This window comes from Xenorhabdus hominickii, from assembly GCF_002632725.1.
Classification (GTDB): Bacteria; Pseudomonadota; Gammaproteobacteria; order Enterobacterales; family Enterobacteriaceae; genus Xenorhabdus; species Xenorhabdus hominickii.
Genome location: NZ_NJAI01000004.1, coordinates 396,463 through 413,107 on the forward strand (window position 1 = coordinate 396,463; position 16,645 = coordinate 413,107).

General features: G+C 40.5%; 11 protein-coding genes, 1 tRNA gene and 4 pseudogenes. 8 read left to right on the forward strand and 8 right to left on the reverse strand.

Going from position 1 to position 16,645, the window contains the following annotated elements; genetic code table 11:
- The first annotated feature begins 241 nt into the window (after positions 1 to 241).
- Positions 242 to 505 carry a DUF2846 domain-containing protein gene (locus Xhom_RS14165; RefSeq protein ID WP_232326340.1) on the forward strand — a complete coding sequence of 88 codons (264 nt, stop codon included), beginning with the start codon at positions 242 to 244 and terminating at the stop codon, positions 503 to 505.
- A gap of 478 nt (positions 506 to 983) precedes the next feature.
- Here Xhom_RS14165 and Xhom_RS14170 read toward each other — a convergent pair.
- Both Xhom_RS14170 and Xhom_RS14175 read right to left on the reverse strand, forming a co-directional pair.
- A pseudogene (locus Xhom_RS14170) lies at positions 984 to 2,147 on the reverse strand (tyrosine-type recombinase/integrase).
- Positions 2,148 to 2,356: 209 nt separating this feature from the next.
- Positions 2,357 to 2,431, reverse strand: a tRNA-Arg gene (locus Xhom_RS14175).
- A gap of 193 nt (positions 2,432 to 2,624) precedes the next feature.
- Between Xhom_RS14175 and Xhom_RS14180 the strand changes: the two genes are divergently transcribed.
- Positions 2,625 to 3,800: a tyrosine-type recombinase/integrase gene (locus Xhom_RS14180; protein ID WP_069315114.1), complete on the forward strand. Its 1,176-nt coding sequence runs from the start codon at positions 2,625 to 2,627 to the stop codon at positions 3,798 to 3,800.
- Positions 3,801 to 3,820: 20 nt separating this feature from the next.
- On the opposite strand, the gene Xhom_RS14185 is transcribed toward Xhom_RS14180, so the two are convergent.
- Positions 3,821 to 3,967: a hypothetical protein gene (locus Xhom_RS14185; RefSeq protein ID WP_232326219.1), complete on the reverse strand. Its 147-nt coding sequence runs from the start codon at positions 3,965 to 3,967 to the stop codon at positions 3,821 to 3,823.
- Positions 3,968 to 5,786: 1,819 nt separating this feature from the next.
- Between Xhom_RS14185 and mlaA the strand changes: the two genes are divergently transcribed.
- Positions 5,787 to 6,539 (forward strand): phospholipid-binding lipoprotein MlaA, encoded by a 753-nt coding sequence (gene mlaA / locus Xhom_RS14195; RefSeq protein WP_069315112.1) that lies wholly within the window; start codon positions 5,787 to 5,789, stop codon positions 6,537 to 6,539.
- A gap of 61 nt (positions 6,540 to 6,600) precedes the next feature.
- On the opposite strand, the gene fadL is transcribed toward mlaA, so the two are convergent.
- Complete coding sequence (gene fadL, locus Xhom_RS14200) at positions 6,601 to 7,935, reverse strand: long-chain fatty acid transporter FadL (RefSeq protein ID WP_069315111.1); 1,335 nt, start codon at positions 7,933 to 7,935, stop codon at positions 6,601 to 6,603.
- Between the two features lie 352 nt (positions 7,936 to 8,287).
- Between fadL and Xhom_RS14205 the strand changes: the two genes are divergently transcribed.
- From Xhom_RS14205 to sixA, 4 genes are all read left to right on the forward strand, one after another.
- Positions 8,288 to 8,584: a YfcZ/YiiS family protein gene (locus Xhom_RS14205; RefSeq protein ID WP_084022938.1), complete on the forward strand. Its 297-nt coding sequence runs from the start codon at positions 8,288 to 8,290 to the stop codon at positions 8,582 to 8,584.
- A 295-nt stretch (positions 8,585 to 8,879) separates the two neighbouring features.
- Positions 8,880 to 10,190, forward strand: coding sequence for an acetyl-CoA C-acyltransferase FadI (gene fadI / locus Xhom_RS14210; protein WP_069315110.1), 1,311 nt, complete (start codon positions 8,880 to 8,882; stop codon positions 10,188 to 10,190).
- Positions 10,190 to 12,367: a fatty acid oxidation complex subunit alpha FadJ gene (gene fadJ / locus Xhom_RS14215; RefSeq protein WP_069315109.1), complete on the forward strand. Its 2,178-nt coding sequence runs from the start codon at positions 10,190 to 10,192 to the stop codon at positions 12,365 to 12,367. The genes fadI and fadJ overlap by 1 nt, the downstream gene beginning before the upstream one ends.
- 616 nt (positions 12,368 to 12,983) lie before the next feature.
- Positions 12,984 to 13,454 (forward strand): phosphohistidine phosphatase SixA, encoded by a 471-nt coding sequence (sixA, locus tag Xhom_RS14220; protein ID WP_069315108.1) that lies wholly within the window; start codon positions 12,984 to 12,986, stop codon positions 13,452 to 13,454.
- A gap of 135 nt (positions 13,455 to 13,589) precedes the next feature.
- Here the strand turns inward: sixA and Xhom_RS45870 are convergent, their stop codons facing one another.
- Positions 13,590 to 13,709 (reverse strand): IS1-like element transposase, encoded by a 120-nt coding sequence (locus tag Xhom_RS45870; protein ID WP_145957460.1) that lies wholly within the window; start codon positions 13,707 to 13,709, stop codon positions 13,590 to 13,592.
- 81 nt (positions 13,710 to 13,790) lie between these two features.
- On the opposite strand from Xhom_RS45870, the pseudogene Xhom_RS14230 reads away from it, so the two are divergent.
- A pseudogene (locus Xhom_RS14230) lies at positions 13,791 to 13,907 on the forward strand (IS1 family transposase); the annotation flags it as partial.
- 1 nt (position 13,908) lies between these two features.
- Here the strand turns inward: Xhom_RS14230 and Xhom_RS14235 are convergent.
- The 3 genes and pseudogenes from Xhom_RS14235 to Xhom_RS14245 all read right to left on the reverse strand — a co-directional run bounded on the left by Xhom_RS14235 (position 13,909) and on the right by Xhom_RS14245 (position 16,558).
- Positions 13,909 to 14,998: pseudogene (locus Xhom_RS14235) on the reverse strand (ISAs1 family transposase).
- 126 nt (positions 14,999 to 15,124) lie between these two features.
- Positions 15,125 to 15,241 (reverse strand): annotated as a pseudogene (locus Xhom_RS14240) (putative quorum-sensing-regulated virulence factor); the annotation flags it as partial.
- A 126-nt stretch (positions 15,242 to 15,367) separates the two neighbouring features.
- On the reverse strand, positions 15,368 to 16,558 hold the full coding sequence (locus tag Xhom_RS14245; protein WP_069315106.1) for a NupC/NupG family nucleoside CNT transporter: 1,191 nt from the start codon (positions 16,556 to 16,558) through the stop codon (positions 15,368 to 15,370).
- Between the last annotated feature and the right edge of the window lie 87 nt (positions 16,559 to 16,645).

Genomic DNA, 16,645 nt, shown 5'->3' on the forward strand with positions numbered 1-16,645 from the left:
TGTGGGGCACCGAGCCAAGAAATAAGCTTAAAAAAGCAAGCTGGTGTGATGATTACCGCGCCAAAGTTTTCTTTGGCTGAATGTTAATCAAAGTATGCTCGCGCCCTGATTGCAACTGAACAAGAATCAGCAAAAACTAAAAGCTTTTTTGCCCCACAGGAAAACAAATCTGGCTTATATATCTACCGCGACAGCTTTTTCGGTAAGGCTCTAAAAAAACATTTATGTTGATGGGAAGTGTATTGGAGAAACAGCAGATAAAACATTTTTCTACACACAAGTATCAGGCGGCCAAAACCACAAAATATCAACCGAATCAGAGTCCTCCCCTAATGACCTGATAATTTTCACCGAACCTGGAAAAAATTACTTCATAAGGCAATACATAAAAATGGGAGTTTTTGTTGGCGTCGCTGGTCTGAGTGTGTCAACAGAAGAAAAAGGAAAAAGGGTAATATCTAAGGCCGGTGTTCGTCTTGCAAAAGAAGGGTATTGTGATAACTGATTTTCTTTGAAAGTGGCAATAGCCCCATCACGGGGCTTTTTTGTCGCTAGTGGAATATTATTTTCGAGTGTGCTAGCTTATATCGAATTAAGTACATAATATATGTGCAGTCCTTTAAAAAATCTGGTGAGTATCAGCCCTGAATACGCGTTAGGGCATCCTCCTAAACGGGAGGTTATTATTCTTGACCTGCTCTTTGAACAATTTAGGTGTGCTGAAAAAGCACAAACTATCCTAGCGTGAATGTACTCATTATATTTTCATATTTAAATTATAACACGAATTAATAATTCTATGACTTAAGCGGAAACGCTAATCTTTACTCATCCAAAAATCTAAAACCTCACAATTAACCTATGCAATTATTTTGCATCGGTCGTTTTTGCATGTTTTTTTCACAATTAAACCAAATAAAAAAGCCAGTATTTCGCTACTGGCTTTTGTCGTCCGATTAAAAGGAGAAAACAAATATGTTGGGTTACAGACCTGATATTTTGTCAATGTAGTCAGCAAACCACTGCATCATTTCACGGCGTTTATCGAGATACTGGGCGTGTTTATATATGCCTCGAATACTATTGCGGTCAATATGTGCCAATTAACGCTCAATTAGGTCATGGCTAAATCCGTGCTCATTCAGGATAGTGCTGAACTGGTGACGGAAGCCATGGCCGCTAGCGATCCCGTCATAACCAATTTGCCTAATCACTTGTAATACAGCGTTCTCACAAATTGGTTTTTTCTTGTCATTTCTACCAGCAAATACGAAATTAGAAATACTTGAAGTGATAGGGTGGAGAGTTTTTAGTAACTCAATGACCTGATTTGACATCGGAATTACGTGTGGTTTCCGGTTTTTCATTATTTCTGGTTCGATGTTAATTAGCTTGTTATCAAAATCGACATCGTTCCATTGCATGCTGCGCAGTTCTTTCGTGCGCAGAGCTGTGTATTGTAAAACCTGAGTGGCTATTTTTGAGATAACACTACCGGAATACGAAGATAACGCCTGATTGAATGAGGATATTTGGTCTACTGTTAGGAACGGATAATTCTTCTTTTTATATCCTGTCATTGCGTCGACTAAATCTGGAGCTGGATTATATTTTGCCCTTTCTGTCACAATGGCATATCTGAACACTTCTCCACACCTGCGCCGAGCTTTACTTGCTTGTTCCATCGCTCCGCGTTCTTCGAACTGACGGATCACCTTGAGTAAGACCAATGTCTCTATTTCTTCCATTGTCATATGGCCTATGCTTGGCAAAATGTCACTTCGGAACATACTTTGTAATTCTTTTGCATATCTTTCAGACCAGACGGCTTTTTTGAATTGATACTATTCTTGATAGATGGATGAGAATGTATCTTTAGGTTTTTCTGTGGATCTTTTCCTTTTTGATAGGTCTATTCCATTAGCTAATTCTTTCTTTAACTCGAATACCTTGTCTCTAGCCTCAGCAAGGGATATTTCAGGATACTTACCCACAGTATGAATCTTTTCTTTTCCCTCAAACTGATAACGTAATTGCCATACTTTTTTACCAGATAACGGAATGTATAGATAAAGACCGTTAATGTCTGATAGACGGTATGGTTTTTCTTTTGGTTTAGCTGAATCTACCTGTTTTACAGTAAGCATTGGGTAAAATTCTTTACCCAAAATTTACCCAAATAGGAGTGCGGATGTCAACGAACCAAAACGAACTTATGCGAACGGTGATTTATTGTATATTTTGGGATTTAAGGGATTTAAGGGATTTAAGGGATTTAAGGGATTTAAGGGATTTAAGGGATTTAAGGGATTTAAGGGATTTAGCGAACGGGTAAGAACTGCGATGAACTGTGGACTGGCGTCCCCTGCAGGGATCGAACCTGCAACTAGCCCTTAGGAGGGGCTTGTTATATCCATTTAACTAAGGGGACTTTTTACTACTATGTTTCATTTTGTTTCGAGCTGTTTGTATCTTATCTCTTTCTTCCTGTTTTAATCAAGTTGTTTGCCTTTATTTGTTTAGTTTTGTTTCTGCTCGTTTTTAGTTGTGGTCGGTTCGTTCACTTGCCATTGTGTACAGATTGAGTACATAATTAAACTTCAACTTGTGTACAGGTTATAGTTATGGCATTGAGCGACACTAAACTACGTGGTATTCACAATAAACCCTACAAAGGGACTCCGGAGTTAACCGATGGTGACGGCTTGAGTATCAGAATAACGCCAAACGGAACTATAACATTTCAGCATAGATATCGCTGGAATGGCAAGCCTGTTCGCCTTACTGTTGGTCGCTATCCTGAAATGTCGCTCAAGGATGCACGAATCGCAGTAGGTGAGATGCGCTCATTGCACACAAAGGGGTTTAATCCAAAAATGTATTTCTCTCATTCAGAAGGAGAGGCAACATTAAAAGATTGTCTTGACTACTGGTGGGATAAGTACGCATCTACGCTAAAACCTAATACACAGATACTTTATAAGTCCGTTGTGTACAACACGATGTACACACAATTCTCGTGTACACCAGTAGCTAGCATACCTGTGTCATCTTGGGTTAAGTTTTTCGACAAACAGGAAAAGGAAAACCCTAAAAAAGCCAGAGTGCTTTTAACTCAAATGCGTTCAGTTGTTAATTGGTGCATAGGAAGGCAGTTTATCCCGTCATGTGAAGTCATGAAACTTAGCGTGAAAAATACAGGCAAAAAACCAGACACTGGTAGCCGAGTTTTAACTTACACAGAACTGGCTAAGGTCTGGCTAGCCCTGGAAAATAATAAGATAGTTTCATCCAACAAAGTATTGCATCAACTCCTTTTATTATGGGGAGCTCGCCTTTCTGAATTGAGGCTTGCTACTGCTCGTGAATTCAATATGGATGACTTGATCTGGACAACTCCAGTAGCTCACTCAAAAATGGGCAATGTGATTAGGCGACCTATATTCGAGCAGGTCACCCCATATATAGAACGGATATTAAACATGAGTAATGATATTTTTTTTCCCGGTCAGGAGATTGATAAATCCATAGACCGATCATCATCAAACCTCTATATGAAGAAACTAAGGGAATCAATTGATATACCTGAATGGCGTACACATGACTTTAGGCGATCTTTGGTGACTAATTTATCAAGCGAAGGGATTGCGCCCCATGTCACCGAAAAGATGCTGGGGCATGAGCTAGGTGGGGTGATGGCCGTGTACAATAAACACGATTGGATTGATGAGCAAAAAGGGGCGTATGAATTATATACAGATAAGATTTTCTGGCATGTTAGGCAGCTCAAGAACGGTTGACTCCGCCATTATCAAGCCATTCACGTATAGCTGAATAACTGTATCGGGCGGGGGGTGGCTGAGAACTGGTTCAGGTAATCCATATTTTTTCTGAGTCTATACACTGCGGTTCTTTTCTTTCCTAACATATCAAAAACCTCTTTTTCTTCAATTAAATCTTTATCCATTTCTATTCTCCTTCCGAATAACTCTCACATAATAAGCCAGCACTGATTTAGCACTGAACCTCATGTGATTAAGTGGTTTAAATTTAGGCGTGTACTTATCGAGAATTGCGGTCACTGCTTTGTCGTCATATTTGTGTAACCCGCAGTAGGTTGCGGATTACACATTAAACGGACTCAATTATCTGTTGGATTTTGAGTTATGGTCATTGAGGGGGCTTGCTTATACTAAAGCAGATAAGTGAATAACCTATATGATATAGAAACTATCATTTCAGTGGTTCATTAATGATGAAGTAATAACAATTGTTATTTTTAGCAATTTCCTCAAAAAAGGGGATGATATGAAATTTTTATTTAGTCTTATTTCAATGGTTTTATTTTTAATCTCACAATCAGCTTTCCTGGCTAAAATATGATATAACATTTTCAAATCCAGCAAGGCCGTCTGGAGAGGTTTATCAGCTTAACTCCAATTCTGGTCTCACTCATTTATCTAGAATAAATGACGCATGTATGGCTAGCGCAGGCCCATTAAATTTCAGTGTTAGTAATGAATATAACATGACCGTTGAGGACATTAACTCTGGTCTTGGTATATGCTTTGGGATACAAAAAAAGATAATCTGGGCAGTGAGTCATACATATAATCCCGCCAGCACAGACCCTAAACCCTGTTTAATACAATTGAGTGCCACTTTTTACTGGGGAAATCACTGGCATGCGGCAGTTACGAGCACCTGTAATAATCTAATTAAACATGCAGCATGTGCAGATGAGAATTGTCTTAATTATTGTCCAGATCTGAATAATTGCCATATGACAAAGACAAGAAGTGTCGGCGTTTCCGTACCCGATAAGATAAATATAATCTTTGCACAGTAGAAATGCGCCGAGCTTTAAATATGATCATTTGTCTCTTAAAGAATTGAAATTATCTATACAAAGGTGAGAAATCTCACCTTTAACTCCTGCATGGTGTAGGCACGCTTCTGTTTCAAACGGAGATATGTACTTGTTTAACTTTTATTCCGGGGAAATTAACTATAGGGATTCCTTCAGTTTAAGGAGTCACCTATTTGGGAGGCTCTTCTTCGTTAGGTAGGTTAAAGCAGCTCTGTACGTTTAGCATACCAACCTGTAGTTGAGGCTCTCACTTTGGCTTGTCAATCAGCGAAATTTTCCGCCGATTACCGGATGATAATCATGGCTCAAATCTGAGCCATGATTAATAATCTGATTTTATTCATGAAATAAAAACGGGATCATCTCAAGGTATGACGTCCCACCTTGGGTACGCAATACCTTTTGTTTGCACAGGTACCTCACATACTATAGGGCAGGTTTCTGCCCTATAGTGATAGTGGCTTCCTTTCCCCCTGCCCTATAATTTCCCGCTTTTTTTCAGGTAACAGTAGCGGTCGATACCTCATCAATGTAATCAGTGAGTTGGTGGGTGATAAACTATCTTGATTGTGAATTGTTGTAAGTGAGCTATAAGTAGTAAAACGGGAAGAGATAAAACAAGGTGACTTTGTATTGTGTACATATTGGTGTACTTTTAGGATTTTAATTATAATTTTTTAAAATAAAAACAATAAGTTATATTTATAATTCGTTATATCCATTCTAAGTGGCAGCAGAAAAAATTATACCAGTTTTTCTTGCCGGAGATAAGGCATTACGAACTGTTTGCCTATATAATCACCACTCTTTTTGATTACCATTAATGAAAAACTGGCAGTATATTTAACACATTGGGTACATTGATCACCATGCAGTGTGATATTCACTGCCTAAAAGTTATTATGTGGAGAACAATATGAAGTATCGTCTGAGCGGGGTTGCTCTTACAGCCGCTTTACTAGTGGGATGTGCTAGTTCATCAAATACGATGCAACAGGGCCGTTCTGATCCGCTGGAAGGGTTTAACCGTGCAATGTTCAACTTTAATTACGATGTTCTCGACCCTTATTTTTTACGACCTGTTGCTGTAGCTTGGCGTAATTATGTACCAATGCCGGCGCGGAATGGTGTTGGTAATTTTATGAGTAATTTGGAAGAGCCCGCCAGCATGGTTAACAGTTTTTTGCGTGGTAACCTTAATGAAGGTGCAAAGCACTTTAACCGTTTCTTTTTGAATACCATTTTAGGTATGGGCGGGTTTATTGATGTTGCTTCAATGGCGAATCCAAAACTAGCAAAAGAAGATTCAGTACGTTTTGGTGGCACGTTGGGGCACTATAATGTGGGTTATGGCCCTTATGTTGTTCTGCCTGGTTATGGTAGTTTCACACTACGTGATGAAGGCGGTAATTTTGCGGATATGACTTATCCTATGTTGAGTTATCTAACGGGTTGGATGTCGGTAGGCAAGTGGATGGTTGAAGGTATAGAAACTCGTGCTCGTTTACTGGATTCTGACGGGCTGTTGAAAAATTCTTCTGATCCTTATTTGATGATGCGCAATGCTTATTTCCAGCGTCACGATTTTATGGTTAATGGCGGCAAGCTAGTGCCAGAAAAAAATCCTAATGCGGCAAGTATCCAAGATGAATTGGATTCCATTGATTAATTTGGAATAAAAAACCAAAAAAGGATAGCATTAGCTATCCTTTTTAGATCACCGCATTCGGTTAGAACGTATAGTTAAAGTTCATGCCGTACAGCCACGCAGTTCCTTTGGAATCAAATTCATAAGGTGTATTCAATGGCGCATCAGCATTTTCTTTCAGTTTTTCGCTAACACGTACTTTTTTGCCACGCATATAGGAAACACCAACATCTACAGAGGCATCTTTATTGAATGCGTAAGTGGTTCCAACACTAAACCAGAAACGATCTTGGTCAGGGATAGAGATAGAACGGTTTTTAGCTGGTACTGGGCTTTCATCGAAGGCGATACCGGTACGGAATGTCCAGTTATCGTCGTAGTAGTAAGTGGTACCCAGTGAGACACGATAAGCATCACGGAAACCTTCATGTTTCTCAAATGCGACTTTACCTGTGTCATTTCTTGTTGCTTTTAATTCCTTGAACTCGCTCCAGCCTGTATACAGGAAACTATAGTGAATTGCCCACTGTGGTGCAACACGGTTATAGCCTGAAAACTCCCACATATCAGGTAAGTTCAGATCTAGTTTACCTTTGACTGTTTTGCCGTCAGTGCCATTATCAAAGGTTCCTGGTATGAATGGCAAATCACTGCGGTAATCTCCGCTTTTGAATTTAACTTTGACTTTTGAACGGTAAGTCAGACTATAACGGTTATTTTCGTCGTACTGATATAAGAATCCAGCATTCCAGCCATAACCCCAATCTTTGCCTTCCATTTTGGCAGCTTCCGCACTCGCTGGAATTGTGACTGGAATACCTTTAGCTCTGAGTCCCTTCGTTATCATAGAGCCTGTCTCACCCATATGGCGAGTGATTTTAGCGTCTGCATAAACAGCATCGATACCTAAGCCAAAGCTGAACTGATCATTAAACTTGTAAGCACCGCTTAGGTTTAGGTTCACGGTTTTAAGATCAGTCTTGCCACCAAGTGGGCCAGCAGTGTAGTTATTGCTGAAACTGGTTGCTAATCCATAGTTGGAAGTCGCAGATGCACCGATAAACCACTGATCATTGATAGGCGTAATAAAATGCAGGTTTGGTATCCATGCATGTGGCGCAATGTTTTTAGCATCGGTACTGTTGTGAGTCAATGGAGATTGACCAGTGATATCAACATTCGGGTTGACATAAATTAAACCGCCAGAAAACGATGGGCGATTAAAAAGGGTCATGGCCGCAGGGTTACGGCTTCCCTCGGAAGCGTTGTCACCAACGACACCTGCTCCAGAAAATGCACGGCCTAGTCCTGATGATGAATATTCATTCAATTGAAAACCGGCAGCACTAGCGTTGGATGAGATGACTGCAACCGCCACTGCTAATGCTGAACGCGTAAACAGGTTTTTTTGGCTCATAACCAAAACCTCATTGTTTAATTATTATTAACATGCTACTCAAGTAGCTGAGAGCGCGGGATTGTAGAGTCGATTTGTCATAATGACAAATCAGACCAGTGCACGAAGTATAGGCCTGATAGTAGAATATGTTGCAAGAATGTTTTTAAAATATAATCAAGTTGATTGTTAAAATGCGACTCGTGTAACAAAAAATCGACAATTAGCGTTAATAATATGTAAACAGATATTGGCTAACGTGATGAGATCAATAAATCGTCAGATAACTGACTCTAAACATTGTAAATGCTGGTTATTAACCGTCTGAGTACAGTAAAATCATTAGCAGGTTTTTATCGTTGGAGAAACAAAGATGCCTGACGCAATTAATCGTTGTAGTATGGAAGAAACCACGGCTTGCTGTTGTGTTGATGTGGGAGCAGTCATTGATAATGAAGATTGTACGGCTTCTTATCAGAGTGTTTTTGCCAGTGAACAGGAAGTGAAAACAATGCTTAATGTATTGATTGAAAAAGCAAAGTCAGTGGAGTCAGAACCCTGTGTTATACAGCATAAAATCGAAGAACTTGATGGTGGAATACAATTATCTATAGATTTCACTTTTAGTTGCCAGGCTGAAGCTCTTATTTTTCAGTTAGGATTGCGTTAATTCATTCAGAACAACGGTTTTCCCATTGTCTTAAAACCTAAATCAGTGGGGAAATTTGTTGTCAACGATTGTAAATAAGAGTTTTTTCTTTCCATTTAAATCGCATATTCCCCATCCAAGTTGTATAAATTATAAATGCCTTAAAGTTGCGTTTGCTCGCATTTTTCGTTTATTCCTGTTTGCTATTTCCCAACATTGCGTTAACAATGCTTGATCAGGTCTGACCTCTTGTCAGATGCGTAAATGTTTTTAATCAATCAATTGATTTAATTAATAATTATTGTCAGGAGTTGCTATGGGTCGTTCTTCAACAAAAGTGACAGCGCAAAGGGAGCGTGTTGCTATTGTCAGTGGGTTGCGCATTCCTTTCGCTAAACAGGCAACTTTCTACCACGGTATCCCAGCTGTCGATTTGGGAAAAGCTGTCGTTAGTGAGCTAGTCATCAGGAGCGGTTTATCGCCTGAGAAGATCGACCAATTAGTTTTTGGTCAGGTTGTTCAAATGCCGGAAGCGCCGAATATTGCAAGGGAGATTGTTTTAGGCGCAGGTTTAAGTGTGAATACTGATGCCTATAGTGTTTCCCGTGCCTGTGCGACGAGTTTTCAAGCGATTGCAAATGTGGCTGAAAGTATTATGGCGGGTACAGTCAATGTGGGAATAGCTGGTGGTGCTGATTCTTCATCCGTTTTACCGATCGGAGTCACCAAATCATTAGCCCGCACTTTGGTCGACATGAACAAAGCCAAGAGCCTATCTCAACAGTTGAGACTACTCAGCCGATTAAAATTACGTGATTTATTGCCTGTGTCTCCTGCCGTTGCTGAATACTCAACGGGGTTAAGAATGGGAGATACGGCGGAGCAGATGGCGAAAACTTATCATATCAGCCGAGAAGAGCAGGACGCATTGGCGCACCGTTCTCATGTGCTGGCTGCTAAAGCTTGGGAGCAGGGGCTTTTGCATGATGAAGTCGTATCAGCACATTTTCCGCCATATCGCCAAACATTGTCAGAAGATAACAATATCCGGAAAAGTTCTGTTGAGACCTCTTATGCTAAATTACGCCCAGCTTTTGACCGTAAATATGGCACCGTTACAGCGGCGAATAGTACGCCATTGACTGATGGCGCAGCAGCCGTGATGTTGATGAGTGAATCGGTTGCCAAAGAACTGGGTATGACTCCATTGGGGTATTTACGCAGTTACGCATTTTCTGCGATTGATGTCTGGCAGGATATGTTATTGGGACCATCTTATGCGACACCGCTGGCACTGGATCGTGCTGGTATCACTTTGAATGAACTTACTCTTATTGACATGCATGAAGCGTTTGCTGCTCAGACACTGGCGAATTTAAAGATGTTTGCCAGTGAAAAATTTGCCCGTGAAAAACTGGGGCGTGCTCAGGCTATTGGTGAAATAGATATGGATAAATTCAATGTATTGGGTGGTTCAATTGCTTATGGACACCCATTTGCTGCGACAGGGGCCCGAATGGTTACTCAGGCGTTGAATGAATTGCGTCGCCGTGGTGGTGGGCTTGGTCTGACGACAGCATGTGCTGCGGGTGGTTTGGGTGCAGCAATGATATTGGAGGTGGAATAATGGCTCAGGCTGAAAAAGAAACCGTTATGTCAACAACGCAACCGGAGCAATCAGTATTCAGTTTTTCTATCAGAGACGACAAGGTAGGCGTGATCACCATTGATGTACCTGATGAAAAAGTGAATACCCTGAAGGCTGAATTTATCGACCAGTTCTTAACTATGTTTGAGAAAGCTCAACAAGCTTCTGGTTTGAAAGGGTTGGTGATTGTATCTGGTAAACCCGATACTTTTATCGCTGGTGCGGATATCAGTATGATTGCAAGTTGCCAAACTCAGAAAGAAGCGACTGAATTGGCTGAAAAAGGGCAGAAATTATTTGCCCAGATTGCTAATTATCCTTTACCTGTTGTGTCGGCTATTCATGGTGCATGTTTGGGTGGCGGCTTGGAATTAGCATTGGCTTGTCATGCGCGTATCTGTTCTTTGGATGAGAAAACGCGTCTTGGTTTGCCGGAAGTTCAGCTTGGGCTGTTGCCAGGCTCAGGAGGAACTCAGCGTTTGCCTCGGCTGATAGGGGTTAGCGCTGCTTTGGATATGATATTGACTGGTCGCCAGCTTAAGGCAAAACAGGCGCAACGACTGGGCGTTGTGGATGACGCCGTGCCTTTGGATATCCTGCTGGATGTTGCTGTGCAATACGTCAAAAAAGGCGTTGTTAAACGTAAGCCATTAGCATGGTCACAACGTATATTGGCGAGTGCACTAGGCAGGCCGTTGTTATTCCGCATGGTTCATCAAAAAACGCGAGCAAAAACTCACGGTCATTATCCAGCACCAGAGAAGATTATCAATGTGATCCGCACTGGTTTAGAAAAAGGGTTAGATAAGGGTTTTCAGGCAGAAGCTAGGGCATTTGGTGAGTTGGCGATGTCGCAGGAATCAGAAGCATTACGGGGTTTGTTTTTTGCTTCGACTGCGTTAAAAAATGAAACAGGTTCGTCAGAGCAACCCTCTGAGATCAAACATGTAGGGATTTTAGGTGGAGGACTGATGGGTGGTGGTATTGCTAATGTCACCATGACGCGAGGAAATTTACCTGTCCGCATTAAAGACATTAATGAAAAAGGTATCAATCAGGCACTGAAATATACTTGGGATCTTCTTTCTAAGCGTGTAAAACAGCGTCGTTTGAAATCAGCGGAACGTTCTCGCCAAATGTCTTTATTGACAGGAACCACGGATTACAGCGGATTTAAGCAAGCTGATATTGTGGTCGAAGCGGTATTCGAAGATTTGGTATTGAAACGTAAAATGGTCTCAGAAATTGAAAATCGCGCAAAACCTGAAACTATTTTTGCTTCCAATACATCTTCATTGCCCATCCACAAGATTGCTGAAATCTCGATACGGCCAGAACAAATCATTGGCCTTCATTATTTTAGCCCCGTTGACAAAATGCCATTAGTAGAAGTCATTCCACATGCAGGAACCAGTGAAAAAACAATTGCAACTGTTGTGGCATTGGCTAAGAAGCAGGGAAAAACAGCTATTGTTGTCGGGGATAAAGCGGGTTTTTATGTGAACCGAATCCTGACACCTTACATTAATGAGGCTGGTTATTGCTTGGTGGAAGGAGAACCCGTTGAGCATATTGATAAGGCATTAGTTGGTTTCGGTTTTCCTATTGGCCCAATCAATTTGCTGGATGAGGTTGGTATTGATGTCGGTACTAAAATCATTCCGATTTTGGTGGAGCAATTGGGGAATAGATTTGCGGCGCCAGAGATATTGGACGCGATATTAAAAGATGACCGGAAAGGCAAGAAAAATGGCCGTGGTTTTTATTCATATACGAATAAAAAATCTTCATTCTGGTCTTTTGGAAAACAAGCCAAAGAAGTTGATTCATCCATTTATTCCTTATTAAAAATCAAACCAGCAGTAAAAATGTTACCTGTTGACATTGCTCAGCGTTGCGTGATGCTTATGTTGAATGAAGCCGCCCGCTGTTTGGAAGAAGGGGTTATTAGAAGTCCTCGTGATGGCGATATTGGTGCTGTTTTTGGCATCGGTTTTCCGCCATTCTTGGGAGGGCCATTCCGTTATATTGATAAACTTGGCAGTGATAAAGTTGTAGAAATTTTACGTCGTTTGGAGTCGCTACACGGGGAAAAATTTGCTCCCTGTGAACGTTTAATCCAGATGGCTGAAAAGAAAGAGAAATTTTACGAATAATTTATATTTTTAAATCAAATAGATCGGCTCTTTTCGTCAAGAGTCGATTTTTTATAGGTTTGATTCAATGGATCATGATCTACCGCCAACGGGTGTGTATTCACCTTGGTTGCACAACTTTATATGTACTTCGGGGTATAAATCTTATCTTGTTGTACCTCTGTCAATATGATGTTTGACATGATGTGATGAATCATAATCTTTTGGTGAAGATAATGACATCAGGTCATCATGTGACTGAATTATTTTTCCTAAAATATCAATATTTCTTTAGTCATTTTATTTGTTTTTATTTTAGGGCAGAATGCTTGTTGATTCTAATTGAAATGTTTTATACCCATTTTCTTTCAAGTTGCAGCTTTGTTGGCTATGCTCACTCACCCAGTCACCTAGTTATCTATGCTCTTGGGATTCATTCACTTGCCATCGTGCTACATCTTGAAATTCATTGGGTATATATCAACAAGCATCTCGATAATATCAATTGGTTTTTCATGATTAACTCAGTAAAACCAACTGGTTGATTCAATAATATCTGATTGTTTTTCGTTGTATAGAAATAGATTGTGTAGCAACAGATATTGAGATTTATTTTAAATTAACTACACGGTGAGTTATGTACGTTTTTATTATGCGTCACGGTGATGCCGCTTTAGACTCAATCAGTGATATAGTGCGAGAGCTAACTCCACGTGGTTGTCAAGAATCGCAGAAAATGGCTTATTGGCTTGACCAACGAAAGCCTAACATTGATTGTGTATTGGTTAGCCCCTATATTCGAGCAGGGCAGACCTTAAAAGTCGTTCGTGAATGTCTGACATTGCCGGACAGAGAGGAAGTCCTGGATGAATTAACTCCGTCAGGTGATGTGGCTCTGGTAGCGAGTTATTTACGGATTTTAGCCTCTCAAGGACATAAGGCTGTATTGGTAGTTTCTCATTTACCGTTAGTGGGGTATTTGGTGTCTGAGCTCTGTCCTGCGCAAACCCCACCTATGTTTTCCACATCTGGTATTGCTTGTGTAGAGTTGGATCACCAAACTGAAAAAGGGGCTCTGTTATGGCAAACATCTCCGGCACAATTGTAGACAACAGCCAAATTAGGCGTCTTAATTTTATATATTCTTTATAATTTCAGCTTTGTTGACTCCCCAGTTACATAGTTATCTAGGCCTCTGGGATGAGTCAGTATAGCGATTAAATTAACATTTTACTATATGACCTTATGTTTTTTGTTCTGGAGCAGGATTAAGTTTGATACTCATGACACGAGCTGTCGCCCGGCATCTTGCCCTATTCATCTCCATATCAATGAATTGCTTATGTGTACCAAGACGACACACTGTGCCAGTGAATTCAAGTTGCCAAGTATGATGGAAAAATTGGCGAAGGTAACGTTGATGATCTGATGATCCCCTTTATATAATTTGATTTTATGTAACCGTATTAATCGATTGAATCGTAAGACATTGGGTTATTCAACGTCACCATTAATACATGACAAGATCATCGGTCAGGGTGGGATTCCACTTTGTATTTAATTTAATCAAAGATAAGCTGACTGCGGAATTCCCCTGACCACGTTGCTCTTCGGCGTTTAGCAGCCTGGCTATCCTTTATACTGGTATTTTGTTTAATCACATTTAACGCAATTCGGTTAAAAAGTGCCATTTGTGCTACACCATCAAGATCTTTGAGTGATAGGGCATCCTCCCGAAAAGTAACATCTAATACCCAATGCAGCTCATTTTCCACTGACCAGTGCCTTCTGATTACCTTGGCGGCGATTTCTGCATCCAAAGGAAGAGAGCTGACATACCAGCGTGAATTACGGTGGGCAGGTTGACCTTTCACACTCCGTTCACTGAACACTTCAATCACACTCTGTATTGAAAGCCATTGTTGCTGAAGTTCCTCAGGCAATGCAGCGCAGATTTGCATGACATGACGGAATTCTTTCCGTCCATGACCGCTATTTTTCTCTGTAAATTCAGCCAGTTCATCATGGTCATAATGCGCAGCAAAGTGCGATTTGACAAACGCATAGAGTTTTTTTGATTGCCTTTGAGGCCAACAATAAAATCCCCGCCTCGTTGGCTAATTAACTCCAGGGTTTCTTTCTGGCAGGGTGACAATCGCACCATCAAGAGCAAGTAATTCAATCAATTGCCTGGCAACCGGGCCTTCCTTACCTTTGCTTTCGGCCGCACGATGATAGAGGGCAACACCCGATTCAACATCATAAGCACTGACCACATGCAGGGCTTCAAACAAGGTTCCTTTACCGGTTCCTTTCAGGGGTTTTCCATCAATGGCAATAATACTTTTACCTGCCGTGACCCGGCGATGGTTGATCCAGGCATAAAAGGCTTCGATCTTCGATCAATGCATCTTGTTCTATTATTTTGATAATATTAGCAATGCAGTGACAGCGAGGAATACCGTGAGTAAACGGGATGTGTTGTTTAAGCCATTCGATTTGTAACTCACCAAATTCTTGAATCGACTTCCAACCAGAAGCCCCACATAACACAGCAGAAAAGGCTAAGAAAATCACATCCATTAACTCATGTTTTTTATTGATGTCAGAGCGTGGGTCATCTATCTTGCTGATAAAATTAAAAATACTCATTATTAAGATCGCTGTTTATGGAATAACGTGATCTTACCGTTTTAATAATAGAAATGCTGATAAAAAGTCACAGTTTGATTTTTATTTAACCTAAATAACCCTATCAAAAATGCGAGATCTCGCCCTGCCCTTCCGGGCAAACCAAAGTAAATACTCCTCGGGAAGATCAATCAGAACTCGTCCTTGATATTTGCCAAATGGCATGACCGTATTAGCAATTTCCAGCAGATTTTCTTTATTCATTATGTCAGCCTTTTTTGTCAGTATTATCTTTATACCCAATGGATATATATAAAGAAAAAGTGGCACCTGCCAAGATGCCACTTTCTGTCATTTCATTCAAATCAAAACTCAGTTTATAGAGTCCAATTATATGCTCAATATCAGTCCTGTGATTGCCGCAGACAGAAAACTCACCAGCGTTGAGCCGAACAGCAGTTTCAGGCCAAAACGAGCGACGGTATTACCTTGTTTTTCATTAAGTCCTTTAATGGCGCCAGCAACAATCCCAATAGATGAAAAGTTGGCAAAGGAAACCAAAAATACTGACAAAATACCTTTTGAACGCTCGCTCAATTGAGCAGCGATTTCTTGTAAGCTCTGCATTGCCACAAATTCATTAGAAACCAACTTAGTCGCCATGATACTACCTACTTTCAAGGCTTCATCACTTGGAATGCCAATGATCCATGCCAAAGGATAGAACACATACCCCAGACATGTCTGGAAAGTAATACCAAATATCAGGTCAAAAATTGCGTTAATACCCGCAATTAACGCGATAAAACCAATGAGTATCGCAGAAACAATCAAAGCGATTTTAGCACCTGCCAGAATATATTCACCCAACATTTCAAAGAAACTTTGTCCTTTATGCAGGTTGCTCATATGGATTTCTTCTTCACTCTCAGCAGAGTAAGGATTAATGAGCGACAGAACGATAAAGGTGCTGAACATATTAAGTACTAAAGCGGCTACCACGTATTTTGCATCCAGCATCGTCATGTAAGCACCCACGATAGACATGGATACAGTAGACATTGCGGTTGCTGCCATTGTATACATACGGCGCTGAGACATTTTGTCCAGCACGTCTTTGTAAGCAACGAAATTCTCTGATTGGCCCAAAATCAATGAGCTAACTGCATTAAAAGATTCCAGTTTGCCCATGCCGTTAACTTTAGACAGCACTGTACCTATCACACGGATCACAATTGGCAACACTTTAATGTGTTGCAAAATACCGATCAAGGCAGAGATGAAGATAATCGGACACAATACATTCAGGAAGAAGAACGCCAGATTCGCTTCGATCATTCCACCAAAAATAAAGCTGGTACCTTTCGCGGCATAAGACAACAAGTGTTTAAATAAGTTATCAAACCCCATAATAAACCCCAATCCTGCGTTAGAATTCAGGAAGAACCATGCCAGAAAGAGTTCAATAACAAGCAACTGAATAATATAACGGATCCGAATATCCTTTCGGTTATTACTCGCTAAAATCGCCAGACCGCCAATCACAACTAATGCGAGGAAAAAATGAAAAATATGAGACATAAAAAGAACTCCAAACATGATGCTGTGCAAATTTATAAATGCATTTCATGTAGCACGTAACAGTAAATTTTGATGATTATCACATTA